The sequence below is a fragment of the Calothrix sp. NIES-2100 genome, from assembly GCF_963875285.1.
Lineage (GTDB): Bacteria > Cyanobacteriota > Cyanobacteriia > Cyanobacteriales > Nostocaceae > Aulosira.
This window is the reverse complement of the sequence record NZ_CAWNLA010000001.1, coordinates 4,159,601-4,179,411: the sequence shown is the minus strand read 5'-3', so window position 1 is coordinate 4,179,411 and position 19,811 is coordinate 4,159,601. Positions and strand designations below refer to the sequence as shown.

General features: G+C 44.1%; 9 protein-coding genes. 5 read left to right on the top strand and 4 right to left on the bottom strand.

Going from position 1 to position 19,811, the window contains the following annotated elements:
* Nucleotides 1-463 precede the first annotated feature (463 nt).
* On the top strand, nucleotides 464-2,776 hold the full coding sequence (pcrA, locus tag AACU32_RS17070; protein WP_096601446.1) for a DNA helicase PcrA: 2,313 nt from the start codon (nucleotides 464-466) through the stop codon (nucleotides 2,774-2,776).
* 93 nt (nucleotides 2,777-2,869) lie between these two features.
* Here the strand turns inward: pcrA and AACU32_RS17065 are convergent, their stop codons facing one another.
* From AACU32_RS17065 to AACU32_RS17050, 4 genes are all read right to left on the bottom strand, one after another.
* On the bottom strand, nucleotides 2,870-3,163 hold the full coding sequence (locus tag AACU32_RS17065) for an antibiotic biosynthesis monooxygenase family protein (RefSeq protein ID WP_096601444.1): 294 nt from the start codon (nucleotides 3,161-3,163) through the stop codon (nucleotides 2,870-2,872).
* A gap of 550 nt (nucleotides 3,164-3,713) precedes the next feature.
* Nucleotides 3,714-6,542, bottom strand: a complete 2,829-nt coding sequence (locus AACU32_RS17060; RefSeq protein ID WP_096601441.1) for a calcium-binding protein — start codon at nucleotides 6,540-6,542, stop codon at nucleotides 3,714-3,716.
* 177 nt (nucleotides 6,543-6,719) lie between these two features.
* Complete coding sequence (locus tag AACU32_RS17055; protein ID WP_096601438.1) at nucleotides 6,720-10,709, bottom strand: two-partner secretion domain-containing protein; 3,990 nt, start codon at nucleotides 10,707-10,709, stop codon at nucleotides 6,720-6,722.
* A 285-nt stretch (nucleotides 10,710-10,994) separates the two neighbouring features.
* Nucleotides 10,995-13,337 (bottom strand): calcium-binding protein, encoded by a 2,343-nt coding sequence (locus AACU32_RS17050; protein WP_096601435.1) that lies wholly within the window; start codon nucleotides 13,335-13,337, stop codon nucleotides 10,995-10,997.
* Nucleotides 13,338-13,550: 213 nt separating this feature from the next.
* On the opposite strand from AACU32_RS17050, the gene AACU32_RS17045 reads away from it, so the two are divergent.
* From AACU32_RS17045 to AACU32_RS17030, 4 genes are all read left to right on the top strand, one after another.
* Nucleotides 13,551-14,744 carry a sigma-70 family RNA polymerase sigma factor gene (locus AACU32_RS17045; RefSeq protein ID WP_096601432.1) on the top strand — a complete coding sequence of 398 codons (1,194 nt, stop codon included), beginning with the start codon at nucleotides 13,551-13,553 and terminating at the stop codon, nucleotides 14,742-14,744.
* Between the two features lie 170 nt (nucleotides 14,745-14,914).
* A complete protein-coding gene (locus tag AACU32_RS17040) occupies nucleotides 14,915-16,066 on the top strand; it encodes a DUF1822 family protein (protein ID WP_096601426.1) in 1,152 nt (383 codons plus the stop codon).
* 121 nt (nucleotides 16,067-16,187) lie between these two features.
* Nucleotides 16,188-16,817, top strand: coding sequence for a Uma2 family endonuclease (locus AACU32_RS17035; protein WP_096601423.1), 630 nt, complete (start codon nucleotides 16,188-16,190; stop codon nucleotides 16,815-16,817).
* Between the two features lie 311 nt (nucleotides 16,818-17,128).
* Nucleotides 17,129-19,720 (top strand): CHAT domain-containing protein, encoded by a 2,592-nt coding sequence (locus AACU32_RS17030; protein ID WP_096601420.1) that lies wholly within the window; start codon nucleotides 17,129-17,131, stop codon nucleotides 19,718-19,720.
* Nucleotides 19,721-19,811 lie beyond the last annotated feature (91 nt).

The window sequence follows — 19,811 nt, the reverse complement described above, 5'->3', positions numbered from 1 at the left end:
ATAGAGTGTAATCTATTAATTCCATCATGAAATCAATTGTCTTTTAGGAAAAATTCAATTGAAACCGAAGAATTACGGAATAGTTCTAATTCAATAGAAATCTTCACAAATCCGGATATTATGTAAAGTTAGTCTGATATATAAAGCCAATAATTTCGGCTGTTTTTCCATGTTGTGTGTCACACTTTAGGTAGAAAAAAATTAGATTTGTAGAGGAAAATTCGACGACAGCGTCCCAATTGTGTAATGATCTAAATAGATTTTTGTAGTGATGGCTCTCTAGGGTGCTGACTAGAGATTAGGGAGCAAGATGCTCCCACTACAAATTTATTCAGGGCAAAATTCGGATGCTTCCAAATTCGACAGATGGGAATTGAGATATTGGAATTAGCCTAGAATAATAGGCGTTGAGTGCGATACTCTCAACATAAGCAATTCTCTGCCCAGTCGCTTTGGTTCATCCATGACCACAACTATTGACTTTCTTAGCCATCTTAACCCCAGCCAACGTCAAGCTGTGGAACACTACTGCGGCCCGCTGCTAGTTGTGGCTGGCGCAGGTTCCGGTAAAACACGCGCGCTGACTTACCGGATTGCTAACCTGATTCTCAAACACAGTGTAAATCCAGAAAATATTTTGGCGGTGACTTTTACGAATAAAGCCGCTAGGGAGATGAAGGAACGGATTCAAAAGCTGTTTGCGGAACAAGAGGCAATAAAAGAATACGGAACAAGGTTTGATTTGTTGACGGAATACCAACAAACACAATTACGCTCAAAAGTTTATAAAGAAAAAATTAAATTTTTGTGGTGTGCCACTTTTCACAGCTTATGCTCTCGTATTCTTCGTTTTGAACTTGGAAAATATCAAGATGAAAAAGGACGGTGTTGGAATAACAATTTTTCTATATTTGATGAATCTGATGTTCAAAGTCTGATAAAAGAAATTGTTACTAAAGACCTAAACCTAGACAATAAAAAATTTGATGCTCGTTCGGTTCGTTATGCTATTAGTAACGCTAAAAATCAAGGTTTATCACCTCAAGACTTTGAGCGTGAACAACCGAATTATCGCGGACGGGTAATTGCTGATGTCTATAGTCGTTATCAAGATAAGCTGGCACAAAATAACGCCCTTGATTTTGATGATCTGATTTTAATTCCAACAAAACTATTTCAACAAAATGAGCAAGTATTAGCTTACTGGCATAAACAATTTCACCATATTCTAGTTGATGAATATCAAGATACTAATCGCACTCAGTATGACTTGATTCGCCTGTTGGTGACCAATGGTGAAGATAGAAAGAGTGAATGGAATTGGCAAAATCGCTCGGTGTTTGTTGTTGGTGATGCTGACCAGTCAATTTACTCTTTTAGAATGGCTGACTTCACCATCTTGCTAGAGTTTCAAGAAGATTTTGGTGATGGCTTAGAAGATGAAGACACCAGAACAATGGTGAAGTTGGAAGAAAACTATCGCTCCTGTGAAAATATTCTGCAAGCGGCTAATGAACTGATTGAAAATAATACCCAACGGATTGATAAAGTTCTCAGACCGACGCGGGGAGCAGGTGAGCAAATTTATTGTCACAAAGCGGATAATGAACTAGACGAAGCCGAGTTTATCATCAATCAAATTCGCTCTTTAGAATATCAAAATCCGGAATTAAATTGGGGTAGTTTTGCCATACTTTATCGGACAAACGCCCAATCGCGACCCTTTGAAGAACTGTTAGTGAAATATCAAATTCCTTACACAGTGGTGGGGGGAATGAGGTTTTACGATCGCAAAGAAATTAAAGATGTTATAGCTTATTTAAGAGCGATCGCCAATCCGGCGGATACTGTAAGTTTGTTACGAGTCATCAATACTCCCCGGCGGGGTATTGGGAAAACCACCATTGATGCTTTGATTAACGCCTCTCAGCAATTAGGGACAACTCTCTGGGAAATATTGTCAGATGAGACATCAGTTAATACCTTAGCTGGACGGGGGGCGAAATCGGTGAAAGGCTTTGCGGAAATGATTAACCGTTGGCAAGGACAAATCGGCACGCTTCCCGCTGGGGAGATTGTTCAAGGTATACTAGAAGACTCTGGTTATGTGCAAGACTTGCTAAATCAGGGTACGGATGAATCACAAGATAGGGTACAAAACGTCCAAGAACTTTACAACGCTGTACTGCAATTTCAAGAAGAAAACGAAGATGCTACCCTACAAGGATTCTTACAAAGTACCGCCCTCAGTTCCGATTTGGATAATTTAAAAGAAGGACAAACAGCGGTTTCTTTGATGACTTTGCACGCTTCAAAAGGGCTAGAATTTCCGGTAGTCTTTTTGGTGGGTTTGGAACAGGGACTATTTCCCGGTTACCGTTCCCTCAGCGATCCCGCATCTTTAGAAGAAGAACGCCGCCTGTGTTACGTGGGAATTACCCGCGCCCAAGAACGGTTATATTTATCACACGCCCGTGAACGCCGCCTTTACGGTTCTCGTGAACCCGCCATGCGATCGCAATTTTTGGACGAATTACCAGAAGAATTATTAACTACCGGACGTAAGACTCGTCAAACCTATACTAAAAGTCCTGCTGCTAGCAATGGTAAGCAGAATTGGCAAGTAGGCGATCGCGTATTACACAAAACCTTTGGTATTGGTGAAATTACACATGTATTTGGGGAAGGAAATAAGCTTTCTGTGGCAATTAAATTTGCTAATTTGGGGCAAAAAATTGTTGACCCCAGAGTAGCACAGTTGCAAAAGGTAGATTAATAATTCGTCATTTGTCGTTTGTCATTTGTCATTTGTCATTAAAAAAAGAATGCAACAGATGCATTTTTAGGGTAAGGCTTTTCCCGCCGTTGACTACATTTCAACTTCTTCAAAATGTTCAACAGTGGGAAATGGCTCATAAAAATGATGCAGCAATTTTTTCCACTCTTGATACTCAGCAGAACCTCTAAATCCCACAGTATGAGATTCTAAAGTTTCCCATCTCACAAGTAAGAGATATTTACCATTAACTTCGACGCAGCGATGGAGTTCATGGGATAAATATCCATTCATCGACGCAATAATCTTAGAAGCTTTTTTGAAAGCAGATTCAAATTGCAATTCCATCCCAGGTTTAACATGAAGCATCACGGCTTCAAGAATCATAAACTATGTCCTGAAAGATTAATTATTACTTCGATGGTAAATAGATCCTCACTGTGCAGGGTTTAGCAGTGCTCATTGGTGTCAACTTAAGTCAAAACGCTTATTCCACAGGCATTTTACCCCACCCCTCAATCCCCTCCCCGCAAGCGGGGAGGGGAGGTTTTGCGTCAGCAAAGCCGGGGTGGGGTAGCGCGGATCTTGGTTGTACGTGATTTTGTCTCAAATCACATCTTGGCAAGGGTTTCACGTTAAGTTGACACGTATGAGCACTGCTAAACCCCTACGACAGATGTAATATAGTCCAATTACATATTTAGTGTTTTTTGTCAATGAGTAATAGCCCTTTCAAGGTGGGTAGAAATTTGGGTCAAAAAATCTCTTTTTAATCTCTTCTCTCTGTGAAGTCTGGGTAAAAAAATGATTTTTGAACCGCCAAGGACGCAGAGAGCGCAGAGAAAAAACAGATTTTACACAGATTTTACGAGTCACCATAAAAATTATTGCAGATCCCCGACTTCTCAAAGAAGTCGGTGATCTAAATCGTTGGCGTTTAGATAACCACAATATTAGTGTTACTCAGAGCAGGATTGCCGGATAAGGCGGCAATCTGTAGTGGTGCCGATCCGCCTAAGCTGCCATCGGCATCGAAGAAGAAAGCTCCATTCGTCGTATTGTAAATAAACCGCTGAGTTGCGGTGTTTGCTGTCGTAATGCCCGCACCGGAACGAAAACGGTCTGAGGTTAAAGTGCCTGCGACCAATCCCCCAGCAAAACCTACGGCAGATATTTGAATCTTGTCGCCACCAGCGCCACTGAAGCCACTAATTGTATCCAGGCGATCGCTTGGTGCTGTAAACCGATAAGCATCTGCCCCATCACCTCCGGTTAGCAGATCATTGCCGGCACCACCAACTAGTAGGTCATTACCAGTACCACCAGAGAGGGTGTCATTACCAGCACCACCAGAGAGGGTGTCATTGCCAGCACCGCCACTGAAGTTATCGTTACCGCTACCGCCTGCGATCGCATTGTTGCCAGCATCGCCGGTGAATACTCGTCCGAGATCGTTGAGGGTCAGACGGTAGTCTCCCGTAGCCCCCACACCAGCTACATCGCCACCACCGCTCACCGCGCTGTAATTGGAGTTCGGATTCAGCGATACGCCGACATAATATGTGCCTGCCTGAGTAAATGTATAAGCTAAGTAGGAGAACTTGCTGGCGGCTTCACCCGGCGCGGCTCCATCGTTGTTGGTCGCCAGTTGTGTACCGCTGGAGTTGAAAACTCTTAAGTAGGTATCAAGGTTTGAGCCATTGCGAGAATCCACATCAAACCCGACCTTCTGCCCAGCAGAGACAGTCAACTTCACCAGATCGACATCAGTTTGTGGACTCATGGAAAAGTCAGCGGACTGGCCTAGTGTCTTGATATTTCCTGAACGATTCACAACTTTAGCGATTGTATCATCAGGGTCTTCACTAGTAGAACTGGCGAACTTTGAGGTCAAGGTGTAGTTTGTGGAACCGTTAACCCCCTGGACACGGACAAAATAACGCCCAGCCCCAAGTACCTGTGAGAGAGTTTCTGTTGGGGAGTCCAAGGCGTTTGATGTGGCTAGGATATCACCTGCATCGATCGCACCGTTGTTGTTGACATCTTTGATGAGTGAAAGTGATAAATCTTCACCGGCAACGCCTGTTGTGTTCAGGGTGACTTGGTAGGTACTTGACAGATCAAAGCGATAAAAGTCGTTGACATCGCTGGAAGCATCGAAGGATTGTTCGATGTAGTCCTGGAAAATTTGGTTAGCTGGCGTGGCTCCACTGATTGCTGCTAGTGGGCGGGCTGTGCTTAAGGTATTGCCGGCGTAGTCTGAGACTAGACGCAGGTAGTAGGCAGCTTGTTCACCAGTACCAGTGGTGTGCAGAAAATACGTTCCTGCTGCCAGGTTAGCTGTCAGCGAGCCATTACTAAAGGGCGTAATGGTTTCACCAGGGTCGAGTCGCTGATTATTATTCAAGTCTTGGACAATTGACAAAGAGGGATTCTGGGTAGCTCTAGAGTAGTAGGAGTTATTAAATGCTGAAGCCGAAAGTTTTCCAGCAGCAGTCATTGTGAACTTGAAGTAATCAGAGAAATCACCTGCACTGATGCCAAATCCATCACCGAGATCGTAAGGTGTCTCTCCAATCAGATTACCAAGCGATCGCGCCTTTGACATGTTGTTATATGGCTGTGGATCGCTAGGAACTGCATCAAAGTCTGAATCGAGATCTAGCTGATAGCTGGTATAAGCCCCGTTTTGCACCACCTGAACGTAATAAGTACCAGCTCCTAATGTGGTTGAGAGGCGATCGCCTCCTGGGTTCGACGATGAAAGCAAAACTTCATCTGCGGTAATAAACCCGTCGTTGTTTGTGTCACGGGCGAGGCGTAAATTGGCATCGAAGGTGGGAGTTGGAAACGCAGAAGTATCGATGCTCAACTGTATATCTATAGGTGAAGTCTTATCCAGGGTGAATTTGTAGAGGTCGTTCGCATCTTCATAGGTTGGCAGTCCAAATGCCCCTCCCACCATATCGTATAAACGACGACTACTGCCACTGACGTTACCTAAGTCTCTTGCTGTGCCAGTAACGTCACCTGCATAATCAGTGACAATACGGACAGTGTAAGGGTCAGAGCCGGAAATTTGGGTGTACCTGACGTAGTAAGTGCCAGCAGCGGCAGAGAAGCGGTCAACATTGATACCGTCGCCCACTGTACCGGAGACCGTTCGCAATACATTGCCGTTGGAGTCGAGCAATTCCATCTTGGCTTGTAGTCCACCAGTATAGGTGAAGTCTTTCATCCGCAGACTGATGGTGCCAGGGGCTTCCATCTTGAACTTCATGACATCGACGTTATCGCGATAGTCGAGATAGTCTTGCCAGTTTATCTTGTTATAAGCTAAGTATTTATCGCTAGTTTGTCCCCAGCTGGTGCCGAGATCCCTAGCTGTCGCTAAGGTGGGGCCAGAATAGTCATTGTATAGGTATAGCCCATAGTTTGTGGAGCCTCCCGAATAAGAGTGTACCCTCACGTAGTAATACTGATTTGCCTGTAGCGCAGCGTTGATAGTCTCGCTCAGGTTACCGCCTTGGGTACTACTGGCAACAAGGTTTTTGTTTTGGTCGTAGAGGTAGAGGTCGGCATCGGCTGATAAGCCATTTAGAGGGGCGTAGAGAGTCGATGGCCCATAGAGAGTATAAAATTTGAAGTAATCGTCAGTGTCAGTTGAACTGACTGAATCGTTGAGAATTACATTCTGTTCTAGGTAGAAGTTGAAGTCTGGATCAATGTTGGTGGCGGTGTCGAAAGTATTGTTAGGTTCTGTCATAGAAATAATCTTGAATTAAAGTGGGAATGGGGCATGGAAAAGAATACCAATGCCTTGTTTGGCTAATGTCGGCGAGGGGTGAAGCAGCACGTTGCGGGGGAACCCCGCTTGAACTGCCATGAGCGATCGCCGAGTTTTGGTAAGTTGAAAATCTGAATATTAATACGAACAAAAGTTTTATTTATGCATTTGACTACAAGAAATCGTAGCGGGGTGGGAAGAGATTTGCTCTGATAAAGCTACTAAGATGACATCACCGCGATCGCTTTTTATCCATCCTTGCGCTTCCACAATCGGTTGCGGTTCTGCTGTCTGTTGTGTGATTTTATTTGTTGTTGCTGCTGGTAAAGTTACCCAATTTGTCATCACTGCACGCCCTCGCAATGGTTCCAGGGGATTTGCTGGTAATCCTCCCCTTCCTGTGGCGATAAAACTCCCAGGGGTTTTTCCTTTCGCAGAACAGCTTTGAACTATTTTTTGCGAAGCATCAACTAAGTTAGTAGGTAGCTGCACTAAGCCGTGACTAGGATCTACATCTGGGGTGTTAATAGTTACAAACCCCTGAATGCCAAAGTCTGAACTCGCTGTAATATCGCTGAGTGGTGTTAGGCGTTCTTGGGGGTTAATTCCGAAAATACCGTTGGCATTAATGTTAACTTTACCACCTGTACCAGTAAAGGCATTGGCGGTGATGTTGCTGTTTTCTTTGGGGAGGGCGGCAATAAATGGGCTATTGATGAGGATGTTACCGCCATCGCCGCCAAACTGACTATTACCTGCATTAGTGGAAATTCGGCTACCATTGCGTAATAATAGTAACTCTTGCAAGTTCAGGTTAATATTACCGCCTAAATTACTGCGGGTGTCGGCGGAGATAATTCCACGATCAAGAGTGAGCAAGCCTGCTGCTAGTTCAATGTTGCCACCAGCTCCTGTGCCTTGGCTATCAACTGCGATTTTTGCGCCATCTCTAATATTTACAGTTCTGGGGTCGATGAAGATACTACCACCATTGCCAATGGAAGTATCAGTGGTGTTGGCGAAGAGTCCTGTTTCTGAACCAGATAGGCTAATGTTGTCCTGCACTTTGAGGGTGATGTTGCCAGCATCAAAGTTGCTTGATGTAGTGGTGCGGAGTTGTCCGCCATTGCTGGCTTCCAAGGCGTTGGCTGTGACGATGATGTTGCCTGCTTTACCTTGTCCAGCAGTACTAGCACGCAGTTGAGCGCCATTACTGAGGGTGAGTAACCCAGTTGTAATCTCAAGATCGTTAGCATTGCCAATTGCTTCAGGTTCCACAGAGGTTACTATTTCACTACGCAATCCATTGCTGGCTATACCATCTAAAAATACTGCTTCTGGTGCAACAATCTTGATTTTGCCAGCATCCCCTACCCCCTCAACGGCTGAAGCTAAAGCAGCACCATTGGTTAGCGAAAGGGAATTGGCGACAATTTGAATGTTTCCACCACTTCCCTGACCGATATTTCCCCTATCATCTCTGCCAACAGCACTAAATATGCCACTGTTAATGCCGCGATTGTTGATACCATCGAAGGAGATTTTACCACTAGCCTCAATCGTGACATTGCCAGAATTACCAAGTCCAAAAGTATTGCTAGTCAGTTGAGCGCCATTAATGACGGTAAGCTCACCTGTTTGCAGGTTAATGTTTCCTCCTTGTTGAGGAGTAGTAGTTTGCACCGTCGTAAAAATTCCCGTTAAATGTTGAATTGCGGGATTGGGATTTTTTTCTGTCCCGTCGAAAAAGATGCGATCGCTTGCTTTAATTGTCACATCTCCGGTGTTACCTTGTCCCTCACTTTTAGTCTGAATCCGAGCGCCATCGGTTATGGACAACGAGCCAGTTCTGAGATTGATATTGCCGCCGTTACCAATTCCACTGCGGAAGACGGTAGCAAATAAACCACTAGGAAATCCATCTTCACCCATGCCATCCAAGGAAGTCAGATTGCGAACGTCAATGTCCATGTTACCTGCATTACCTTGACCTTGAGTGGAAGTTACGAGTTCATATCCCCCGCTTAAAGAAAGTGAATCAGCTTTAACTGTGATTCCTCCCACTGTCCCAAGTGCATACCCGCCTCCTTCTGCGCTCAGTCCAAAACCTACGGAGTTGAAAATTCCGTTGCCACCAGAAAGAGATACAGATCCATTTGCCTGTAATAAAATCTTCCCCGCATTACCCACTGCTCCTTTAACTACAGAATTGATGATATCACTGCCTGCAATTGAGATATTCTGGCGAGCATTGAGTTGAAGATCTCCGGCTTGAGTTTCAAGTGTCCCAGAATTGCCGAGGATTCCAGACAATATGTAACTTTCTAAAATGTTGATGTTTTGAGCATCAATATTTATACTTCCGCCACTATTACTGGCTACGTTAATGATAGACCCATTGACGGATACATCATTATTGCTGATGAGCCGAACATCACCACCCAAAGCATTGGCTACATCATCAACAGAGATTGTCAACGCATTAGCGTAAATTGCCGCACCATCGAGTTTGATATCGCCATTTGCGAGCAAAGCAATATCTCCAGCCCGAGTATATCTAGAAAAGGTATCAATATAACTACCTGCTAGTGTAATTTTACCTCTTGAGTCAAAAATAACCGAAGTTCCATCACCTTCCTCACTACCTGCGACAATTCCGCCAATATTTAATACTCCCTTCCCTGTGAGAGTAATGTTTCCCCCTGTCAGCGCCGGATTGGGCTGATACTGATTGGTGAGTAAAACAATGCCCTTGGGAGAATTTACCCTAATATCACCAATGGTAATATCTGCACTTGTCGCTACAGAATTGTTCTCAGGCGGCGCGACAATAGAAATGGAAGAGTCTAAGAAAATACCGGCATCGCCTATAGTTCCTAAAGGATTCCCGATGGCTGCTGGGTTCATCCCGGCGCGAATATCAAGGGTTGGTTTAACGCTACCATCAATAATAATGGGAGTTCCATCCGATAAAGTTACATTAGCCAAACTAGGAGTGGTTGTGGGGTTAATAGTTTCACCTGCTGTATCTGGCTCTGTGATAATTGCTGTATCAATATCTACCTTTCCCCCAGCTAAGATATGTAAAGAAGCTCCTTGATAAGCAAAAAAGCTGACATCGCCACCAGAACGAATAATCGGATCGTGGGGACTAAATAAATTACCTAAACTTCTGTCTAATTTCTCAATCCGAAAACTCCCACCACTCCAGAAATGAGCGTCACCACCCACGGTATTAGCACTACGTAAAACCATATCCCCACGGGAGAACAAGCCGCTACCGGGATGATTCAAGGCAAAAATATCTATATTTTCATTACCTTGAACTAACAGCTTACCGCCAGCCGCAGCAATGAAAGGATTGGTAACGCGATCGCGTACTTTGATAGTATCGGCTTGTAGGATTAAATCTTTGCCTGCTTGCAGCTTTCCCTGTAAATCTAAATTACCTGCAAACAGTCTTAAATCTTGTCCTGCTGCTAAATTTCCTGTATTTTCAATGGTTCTCAACGGGTCATTTGTGCCATACTGTAACCCTGGTGTTAAATTAATTTTTAACAGTGGCGGTGCTTGAGGATTAGTCGCACTAAATTCCATCCCATCGCCAAATACAAATGAGTTCGCCGTACTCGCCATAAACGAACCCGCTATATCTAGCCGTGCATTTTTGCCAAAAATAATCCCATTGGGATTGAGTAAAAATAAATTTGCTGTACCATTTACTCCCAAAGTACCGAGAATATGGGAAACTTTACCTCCCGTGACTCTGGTAAGAATATTCTCAATTCCTGCGGGATTGGCAAAATAAACTCGCCCCCCTTCCCCAACATTGAATTCTCGGAAACTGTGAAATAGATTTGCAGCGCGAATTGCGCCGCCATCGACGCGGTCTGCGGGGAGTCCTTTAATATTGACATTGGGGGTGATAGTTGAAGAGCGATCATCGCCTAATGTCTCATCGGGAATAATCTGAGCATCAGCGTAGTTTCCACAATATAATATGGCACAGGTAAACACGCCAGCAAAGCTGAAAATACCTACTAACTCTGAAAAGCCAGTTTTATCTCTTCTAATTGCCATACTTAAGCCAGCCTCACCAGTTCCGAATTTATCACCCAGCAGTCTATGCTTGGAAGCGTTAAACAATATTTGTGATATTCGTCACTATATCAATCCTGTTGGATTCGTGAAAATCGAGAGCCTTCAAAGCATTTGTGAGCAATATCAACCCATTCATAGAGAATATCAAGGCATTTGTGACCAACGCCTTGATATTTCTTATTAACGTCAACCTATTGATATAAAACATCAAGGCATTTTTGAATAACGCTTTGATGTTTTTTATGAACGCCAACCCATTCATCAAGAACATCAAAATATTTGTGAATAACGGGTTGATATTTTTTATCAACCCTAATTAATCTGAGCGACTCAAACAAGAATAATATCGAGTTGGGTTGAGAATCCAGCAGGCTTGTTTTCGATAGTTGTCAACTGGAGAGGACTAACATTGTCAGAGGGTGAAGCATCAAAGAACAAACCACCAGTACTGCTGTTATAGCTGAATTGGTTCAGGGAGGTGGCACCAAAACTTCTGGCGCTGATTTGAATTTTGTCACCTTCAGAGCGATTGAAATCTTTGATGATGTCAATGGTTTCCGATGGCGAGGAGAAGCTGAATTTATCTGCGCCTAAACCACCCACGAGAATGTCGTTGCCCTTTCCGCCAGTTAATATGTCGTTGCCATCGCCACCATTTAAGTTGTCATTACCATCGTTTCCGAAAAGGACATCGTTACCTGTTGAACCTAGTAGGGTATCATTGCCAATATCTCCTGAAAGTGTGTCATTACCTAGTCCACCATTAATGGAATCATCGCCGCCTCTGCCATTAACCTGATCATTTCCACCGTTAGCGTTGATGATATTAGCAGCAGCATTACCCAAAATATAGTTATTTAAGTCGTTACCCGTACCATTAATAACAGCAGCATTAGTCAAGGTGAGATTTTCGACGTTTGCTCCCAGAGCATAGCTGATATTAGAAACAACGGTATCAATACCCTCGGAAGCCAACTCGGTAACTACGTCAGCAGCACTACTAATCAGGTAATTGTCGTCACCGCTACCACCAATCATCATGTCTGCACCAGAACCACCATTGAGAACGTCGTTCCCGGCTCCACCGGAGAGAGTGTCGTTGCCATCGCCACCGATGAGGGAGTTGTTGGCACTGTTACCATTGATAATATTGTTGAGAGTGTTACCCGTACCGTTGATGGCAGCAGAACCAGTCAAGGTCAAGTTTTCGACGTTGCTCCCAAGGGTGTAGCTGATACTCGACTGAACTGTGTCGATACCGCCCGAACCGGCAGCAGTTTCATTGACGACATCACCGATGGCATCGACAATATAGAGATCATTGCCTGCTCCACCAAGGAGACTGTCATTGCCTGCTCCACCGTCAAGAGTGTCATTGCCGACTCCACCATCAAGAGTGTCATTACCTGCTCTACCGATGATATTGTCCTTGCCGTCGAGTCCTGAGATCAGCGAGGCATCTTCTCGACCAACAATATTGTCGTCCTCATTGCTGCCAACGATAGTAGAGTCACGGGGATCGACAATGCGGTAATTAAGAGTCGTGATGTTGGTAGAATCGCCCGTCTCACTTTGATAAGTAAGGATTACGCGCCCATCGTCGAGGGTGGCAATACTCATGCCAAAAAACCCTTGATCGCCCGGTGCGCGAATGTCGAGACGCGTACCGATTTCTGTGCCACTGGCATTGAATCGCTGCATAACCACATCGAGATCCGGCGAGCCGTCGGATTCCCTGCCGAAAGTGTCAGTCCAGGCAATCATAAAGCCGCCGTCATTCAGGGCGGTGAGCTTAGGTAAGAGTCCTAATCCTGTAGCACCGGAAACAAACCGAGGCTGGTCATCGATTGGTGTGCCTTCGCCAAAATATCGCCGAAACGCGATCCCCCCATTTCCCACTTGTTGCCAAGCAACCACAAAAGTACCATCTCGCAGAGCAACGACATCGGGAAACGCCGCATTGGCGTTTGATGCACTCACAACCCCACCACCGGTGTTCATTCCGTTGGCTGCATAGCTTTGAAAACGAACCTCCCGCGCAAATGTCGTCTGGTTGACAACCTCATAAGCAACTACAACATGTCCCGTATGGCGACCGGCAATTGCCGCATTTTGCTGACTCTCTCCATCACGAGGATCGACAAGGACACCTCCTTGGAAGTTACCAAACTTATCCACAAAGTCAAGCGCGACATTCGAGGTAGTGCCTAGACCTGGAACTAAATAAACGGTCGCAGTTCCGATATCTCCGACTCCATTTGACCTAGCGGTAGTATCGAGAAGAATTTCATTTCGCCCCCTCAGCCCTGTAACCACCGATGAATTAGCATTGGGGGTGAAGTTGGGATTGGGGCTATGCCAGCGAATGTCATTATCGCCAGAGGCAAAAAGCTCGTTGTAGTTCACTACTACTTTGCCGTCTGCCTGTTGGACAATGAATGGTTGGCTGAGGGCTTTGTCGGTAGAGGTAGAAATGGAAGTAGGCAAAGCGTAAAGGAAGTCACCGCCCATGAAACTGCCAAGAGAATTAAGATGCCGTCCGAAGATATCGGTTCCGTTTTCCCAGGCGATCGCAAAAGTATTATCAGAGAGTGCAGTTACTTTAGGGCTGAAAGCGAATAAATCAAAGGAAAAGGTGACTTCATTTCCCCAGAAAGTAGGTGTGGTAGTCATAATTTAAGAGTGAGATGTACTAAGTGAATATCTCTGCTCAACCGATCTACGATGACTTTTATTTTTTATGCACCCCAGAAATTTTTTGTCAAAAGTCAATAGTCAATAGTCAGTTGTCAATAGTCAATAGTCATTTGTCTCCCTCGTCTCCCTTATCCCCCTCAATAAAATCACTTATGCTTAAGTAGATAATTCAACAGCAATAAGTATTCCATGCAACCCCGTCAGGGCATTGTTGAAATTTTTTCTACGTTTGTACAATTTGATGCAGACAAATTTAGTGGTTGGGTAACAGATCCTAAATTGCGACGCAGTATTAAAAGTTGCTTGGAACAGTCTGCAAAACAAGAGTCAGATAGGGTTTGGGCAATCTATTGGTATAAGGTTTGGCACAATAAACCCAGTTCTCTAGCTGTGGGACATGTTTCTGCTTATTTACAAGAGGTGTGTTTCTGGGTGGGGAGAAAATTCGCTCTCAATTTTCCCACGCAGTTGTCTGTAGCTGACTGTTTTCAGATAGCGATCGCTAGTGTGCCGAAAATCTTAAAAAGTTTCAATCCTCAATACAGTTCCAATTTAAATAGCTACGCCCAATTAGCTTTTGAGCGGGTGATTAAGGATGCGATTCGCTTACGCCAGGAAGCAGATATTTCCTCAGACTGGGCATTATTGCATAAAGTCAGTCGCAAACGGCTAATTCAGTCATTACAAAATGCTGGCTTTAAACCGCAAAACATCGAGAGTTATGTTTTAGCCTGGGAATGTTTTAAAGAACTTTATACGGCTGAAAACACGACAATTCGCCAGCTTAATCGCCCAAGTGCTGACAGTTGGCAAGCAATTACTCGGCTGTATAATACTGAACGGTTGCAGCAATTGAATTTTGCTAATGCGGCAGTCAATGAGCAAACTATGGAACAATGGCTATTAGCCTGTGCCAAAGTTGTGCGCACCTTTATGTACCCGAAGATGGTTTCTGCAGATGCGCCGCTCAAAGACGCAGAAGATAGTAATTTATTAGATATATTATCGCCAGATTTGCAAACCTCTGTACTTACAGAACTGGTGGAACAGGAAGAAACTGCAAATATGCGATCGCAACAAGCGCAATTAAAGCAAATTTTACAACAAGCGATCGCCGCACTCGATGCTGAGTCACAAAAATTGCTCCAAGCCTACTATATTCAGGAACTCACGCAACAAGAAATTGCTACACAATTAAACATCAAGCAATACAATGTTTCCCGACGACTAAGCAGTATTAAAAAATCATTACTGTTGACTCTTACCCAATGGAGTCAAAACACCTTGCATATTTCCCCAAAATCCGACGTAATGGATGCCATAAATACAGGCTTAGAGGAATGGCTCAAAGTCCAGTATAAGGGGCTAGGGGCTAGGGGATGAGGGGGATGAGGAAGTGTGGGGAGTGTGGGGAGTGTGGGGAGTGTGGAGAGAATATAAAAAAGCTTCCCAATGCCCAATGCCCAATGCCCAATGCCCAATGCCCAATGCCCCATACCCAATGCCCAATGCCCCATGCCCCATGCCCAATGCCCAATGCCCAATACCCCATTATGTTTAACTCATCTACCCCATTGACCATTGACTCGCGCCATCTGTATCTGGAAATTCCCCAATCTTTCCAGGTACAAGAGCAACTCTACTCGACTGCGGGGGGTTGTCAACGCGCTAGAATCAATCAACTTTGTCTACAAGCATTTTTACCTTGGTTCCGCGAAGAAATCGCCCCGTCAGCGAAAATTTATCCGAATTCTGCTGCGTTACCCGGTTTTTGGGAGGTAGTTAATGGCACTGCGATTACTTTTAACGGCTCTCGTCTTGTATTGATTCCTACCTTAGCAATCGATGATGATGAGTTGCGGGTGCAGCAAGAATGGGTAGATATTCCGGAATGGGTTGCTGACTACTACGTAGGAATACAGGTAAATCCTGATGATGGTTGGATCAAAATTTTTGGCTACACCACCCATCACAAATTGAAAACCACAGGAGTTTATGATGCTACCGATCGGACTTACAGCCTGGATGTGGAAGATTTAATTTCCGATTTGAATGTGCTGTGGGTTAGCCGTCAACTTCATTCTGCCGAAGTTTTACGAGCAGAAATTACACCTTTAGCAGCTATTGCTACAACCCAAGCAGAAAACTTATTAACACGGTTAGGCAATCCTGATGTCAAATTTCCGCGTTTAGCTGTGCCATTTTCGCTTTGGGGTGCATTGTTGGCACATGGCGGCTGGCGACAAAGGTTATGCGATCGCCGTCAAGGTTTACCCGAACAGCAATCCATTCCCCAATGGTTGCGGACGGGGGTAACAAATTTAGCTCAACAACTGGGATGGGAAAAAAGGCAATTGTTGGTAATGCCAACAGGAATAAGGAGTGCAGAATCAGTTGTGGGTTTATCTCTTCAATTGCTCATAGCAGGCAATACCTACGAGTTACGTATTTTCCCGCATGGCGCACCGGAAGACCATATCTGGCGCTTTGAATTACGAAGTACAATTGCTGGTAGTCAAATTCCGGCTGGGTTGACACTGCGACTGCTAACTGAAGATTTGCAACCTTTTGAAAATAATCAAGATACAGCAACTACTCCTGTGGATATGTTGTATCTAGAAGTAATTTTGGAGTCAGGAGAGGGATTGATTTGGGAAACAGAACCCATACCTGAAGATTATGAGCGAGAGATTTTACGATTTTAGCGTTGTGCAACAGCAATCGCAGCTTTTTTGGCTGATGCAATCTTGCGAGGTCAAATTATAGCATCTGGAAGTTGAATTATTTCTGCCAATTGTCCAAATTATCGCCCAACTATTTCAAACCATGACTCAAGCCCTACAACGCAAACTAGTTACTTTCGATGAATTTGTCGCTAAATATCCAGACAACTCTGGTAAACGTTATGAGCTACACAATGGAGTAGTTATTGAGATGTCGCAGCCTACAGGAGATCATGAAGAAGTTATAGGATTTTTGGCGCTAAATATATCTATGGAAATTGGGCGACTAAAACTTCCCTACTTCATACCCAAAACAGCATTGATCAAACCATTAGAAAGTGAATCAGCTTACTCACCTGATGTGCTGATATTAAACCGCCCCAATTTAGTCAATGAAGTTCTATGGAAAAAAGACTCTACTGTTACCCATCCTGAATCTATTCCTTTAGTAATTGAAGTAGTTAGCACTAACTGGCGTGATGATTATCTTACCAAAGTCGCTGGTTATGAAACTGTGGGCATCCCTGAATACTGGATTGTAGACTACGCAGCATTGGGAGGTAGGCGATTTATTGGGAATCCCAAACAACCCACTATTTCTGTTTACTCGTTGGTTGAGGGAGAATACCAAGTCCAGCAGTTTCGTGGGAGCGATTCCATTATTTCACCAACTTTTCCGGAATTGAATTTAACTGCTGAACAGATTTTTCCAGCAGAATCTGTACCTACCTAGCTACGATCACACTCAAGATTTGGTTCTTGTCAGATTTTGGTGATGATGAAAGGTTACGCACTTTAAGGCAGCTATGCTGGAGGCAGATGGCAGAAGGTTTTAAAACGTTTTCTTATCCGGGCGTGGGATTTGTGACTTCAAGGGGCGATCACTTACGGCCTTCTTGTGATGCAGATGTTCTATAATCCTTGCACTGCTTTAATTGTGGAAATTTTTTCTTCCTCTTCCTTCTGCCCTCTGCCGTCTGCCTTCTGCCTTACCCCAACCAAGATCACCAAAAGTTGCCAAGATCCCAAGATTTATGCAAAATTATGAAACGCTTTCAGACAAAATATTACCAAAGATGCTTATTACGTAAATATCGCAGCATAATTTTTATTTTTCTGATTTTATTTACAGCTTTGGTGTGCGTAATTAGTTCTCCGGTTGCTGCCAAAGTGACAACCCTAGAGTCTCCCCAAACGCTTGATTTACTGCAACAAGGAAAAGCGCTGTATGACGCTGGACAGTTTGCGGAATCTGCGAAAATCTTACAACAAGCGGTGACAAATTATCACAGCCAAGGCGATGAATTAAAGCAAGCTGTGGCATTAAGTAATTTAGCATTGGCATATCAACAATTGGGTAGCTTAACAACAGCAAATCAGGCAATTAATGAGAGTATTAAGTTGCTAGAAAGAATTTCGGGAAATAATGGGCAGATTCGGGCGCAAATTCTCGATATTCAAGGTAGTATTCAACTAGATTTGGGACAAACTCAACAGGCGCTACAAACTTGGCAACGTGCAGAAGCAATTTATCAACAGTTAGGCGATCGCAATGGGATTACCAAAAGTCGCATCAACTCTGCACAAGCATGGCAAATCTTGGGCTTTTACCGTCGGGGTTTGACGTTATTAACCCAATTGCAACAGGAGTTACAATCACAACCCAACTCTATGACTAAAGCAGTAGAATTACGGTCTTTGGGGGATACACTGCAATTAGCGGGAAATTTGCAGCAATCTCGTCAGGTATTGCTGCAAAGTCTGGAAATCGCCCAAACCTTAAAGTCTCCCGAAGATGTAAGTGCGGCGTTGTTTAGTTTGGGTAATACAGCCAGAGTACAGCAAGATTTATCAGGAGCGATCTCTTTTTATCAACAAGCTGCGGCTGTTACTCCCAGCCCGATTACCAAAGTCCAAGCTCAAATTAATCAGTTGAGTCTACTTGTCAGTATGGGACAACAGCAAGCTGCACAGCAATTATTTCCCCAAATTCAGACTCAACTGACTAATCTACCATTGACTGTGGACACGATTTATGCTCGTATTCATCTGGTGCAAAGCTTGCTGAAGTTGGGGTCACCCATACCCGAAATCGCCCAAATGTCCGCCACCGCTGTGCAACAAGCCAGAGATTTGGCAGACAAGCGAGCTTTGAGCTATGCTTTGGGTACTCTTGGCAGTGTATACGAGCAAAATCAGCAATGGTCAACTGCGCAAAATCTGACCGAACAAGCACTTTCTTTAGCCCAAGCCATCAACGCCCCAGATATCGCTTATCGTTGGTATTGGCAATTAGGACGATTGGGGAAACAGCAGGGAAATATTCAAAGTGCGATCGCCGCTTATGATAATGCTGTGAATGAGTTGCACACTCTGCGCAGCGACTTGGTAGCTGTGAATCGCGATGTGCAATTTTCCTTTAAAGAAAGTGTCGAACCTGTTTATCGCCAGTCAGTAGAATTGTTATTGCAGTCCTACCAAATTAATCACCGGGAACAAACGTTAGACCAAGCTAGGCAAAGAATAGAAGCACTACAACTAGCAGAATTAGACGATTTCTTCCGGGAAGCTTGCATTAATGCCAAAACTGTTCCCCTGGATACAGTGGTAGACCGAGAAAATCCCACAACGACGATTATTTACCCGATTATTCTCCCCCAGGAACTACAGGTAATTGTCAAAATTCCCAACCAACCCCTGCGCCATTATGCGATCGCGAAATCACAAGCTGAGGTAGAAGCAGTTGTCAAACAAATTCGCGAGTATATTTTAGAACCTGACAGAACTGAAGAAGTAGAATTGCTGTCCCAACAAGTTTATGACTGGTTAATTAAACCCATAGAGTCTGATTTAAAAAACAGTCAAGTCGATACCCTCGTATTTGTACTGGATGGAGCCTTGCGCAATGTGCCCATAGCTGCTTTGTATGACGGTCAGCAATATTTAGTAGAGAAGTATGCAGTCGCTCTCAGCTTGGGATTACAATTGATCGAACCCAAACCTTTGACTCAAACAAAACTTAACGTCCTCGCTGCTGGTTTAGTGGAGCCACCAAAAGACTATCAAAGACAATTTCCGCCATTACCAGAAATTAAATCAGAATTTAATCTCATTTCCCAAGCTGGAGTTTCTACTACCGAATTATTAGATCGGCAATTTAATAGCAAGAATTTAGAGACTCAGGTAAATGCTGCGCCGTTTAATATCTTACATTTGGCGACGCATGGTCAATTTAGTTCGCAAGCAGAGAATACTTTTATACTTGCTGCCGATGGGCCGATTAACGTTACCCAGTTTGATAGTCTATTGCGCCGTCGTGATGAAAGTCGTACAGGAAGCTTAGAAATGCTGGTTTTGAGTGCTTGCCAAACCGCCGCAGGCGATAATCGTGCTACCCTAGGGCTGGCGGGTGCATCTGTGAAAGCAGGCGCACGTAGTACCGTGGCTTCCCTGTGGCATATTAATGATAAATCCACCGCCATCTTGATTGGTGAATTTTACCATGAATTAGCTAAAACCAAAGTCACAAAATCAGAAGCCTTGCGTCGGGCGCAGGTAACTCTGCTGAAAAATTATCCCAATTATAGCCGCCCCGCTTTTTGGGCGCCTTATGTATTAGTGGGAAATTGGCGTTAATCTAGAAAAATCCTATGATGGAAAAGTTTCCAGATTAAATCTGGATTCTGGACTATGGACTACACTAGTTATCTGTAATCTAATTTTGTAC

What these genes read in the sequence shown, in the direction of transcription:
- AACU32_RS17050 (WP_096601435.1), bottom strand. Translation starts at nt 13,337, where the DNA reads ATGACTACCACACCTACTTTCTGGGGAAATGAAGTCACCTTTTCCTTT.
- AACU32_RS17060 (WP_096601441.1), bottom strand. Translation starts at nt 6,542, where the DNA reads ATGACAGAACCTAACAATACTTTCGACACCGCCACCAACATTGATCCA.
- AACU32_RS17030 (WP_096601420.1), top strand. Translation starts at nt 17,129, where the DNA reads ATGAAACGCTTTCAGACAAAATATTACCAAAGATGCTTATTACGTAAA.
- AACU32_RS17045 (WP_096601432.1), top strand. Translation starts at nt 13,551, where the DNA reads ATGCAACCCCGTCAGGGCATTGTTGAAATTTTTTCTACGTTTGTACAA.
- pcrA (WP_096601446.1), top strand. Translation starts at nt 464, where the DNA reads ATGACCACAACTATTGACTTTCTTAGCCATCTTAACCCCAGCCAACGT.
- AACU32_RS17035 (WP_096601423.1), top strand. Translation starts at nt 16,188, where the DNA reads ATGACTCAAGCCCTACAACGCAAACTAGTTACTTTCGATGAATTTGTC.
- AACU32_RS17065 (WP_096601444.1), bottom strand. Translation starts at nt 3,163, where the DNA reads ATGATTCTTGAAGCCGTGATGCTTCATGTTAAACCTGGGATGGAATTG.
- AACU32_RS17040 (WP_096601426.1), top strand. Translation starts at nt 14,915, where the DNA reads ATGTTTAACTCATCTACCCCATTGACCATTGACTCGCGCCATCTGTAT.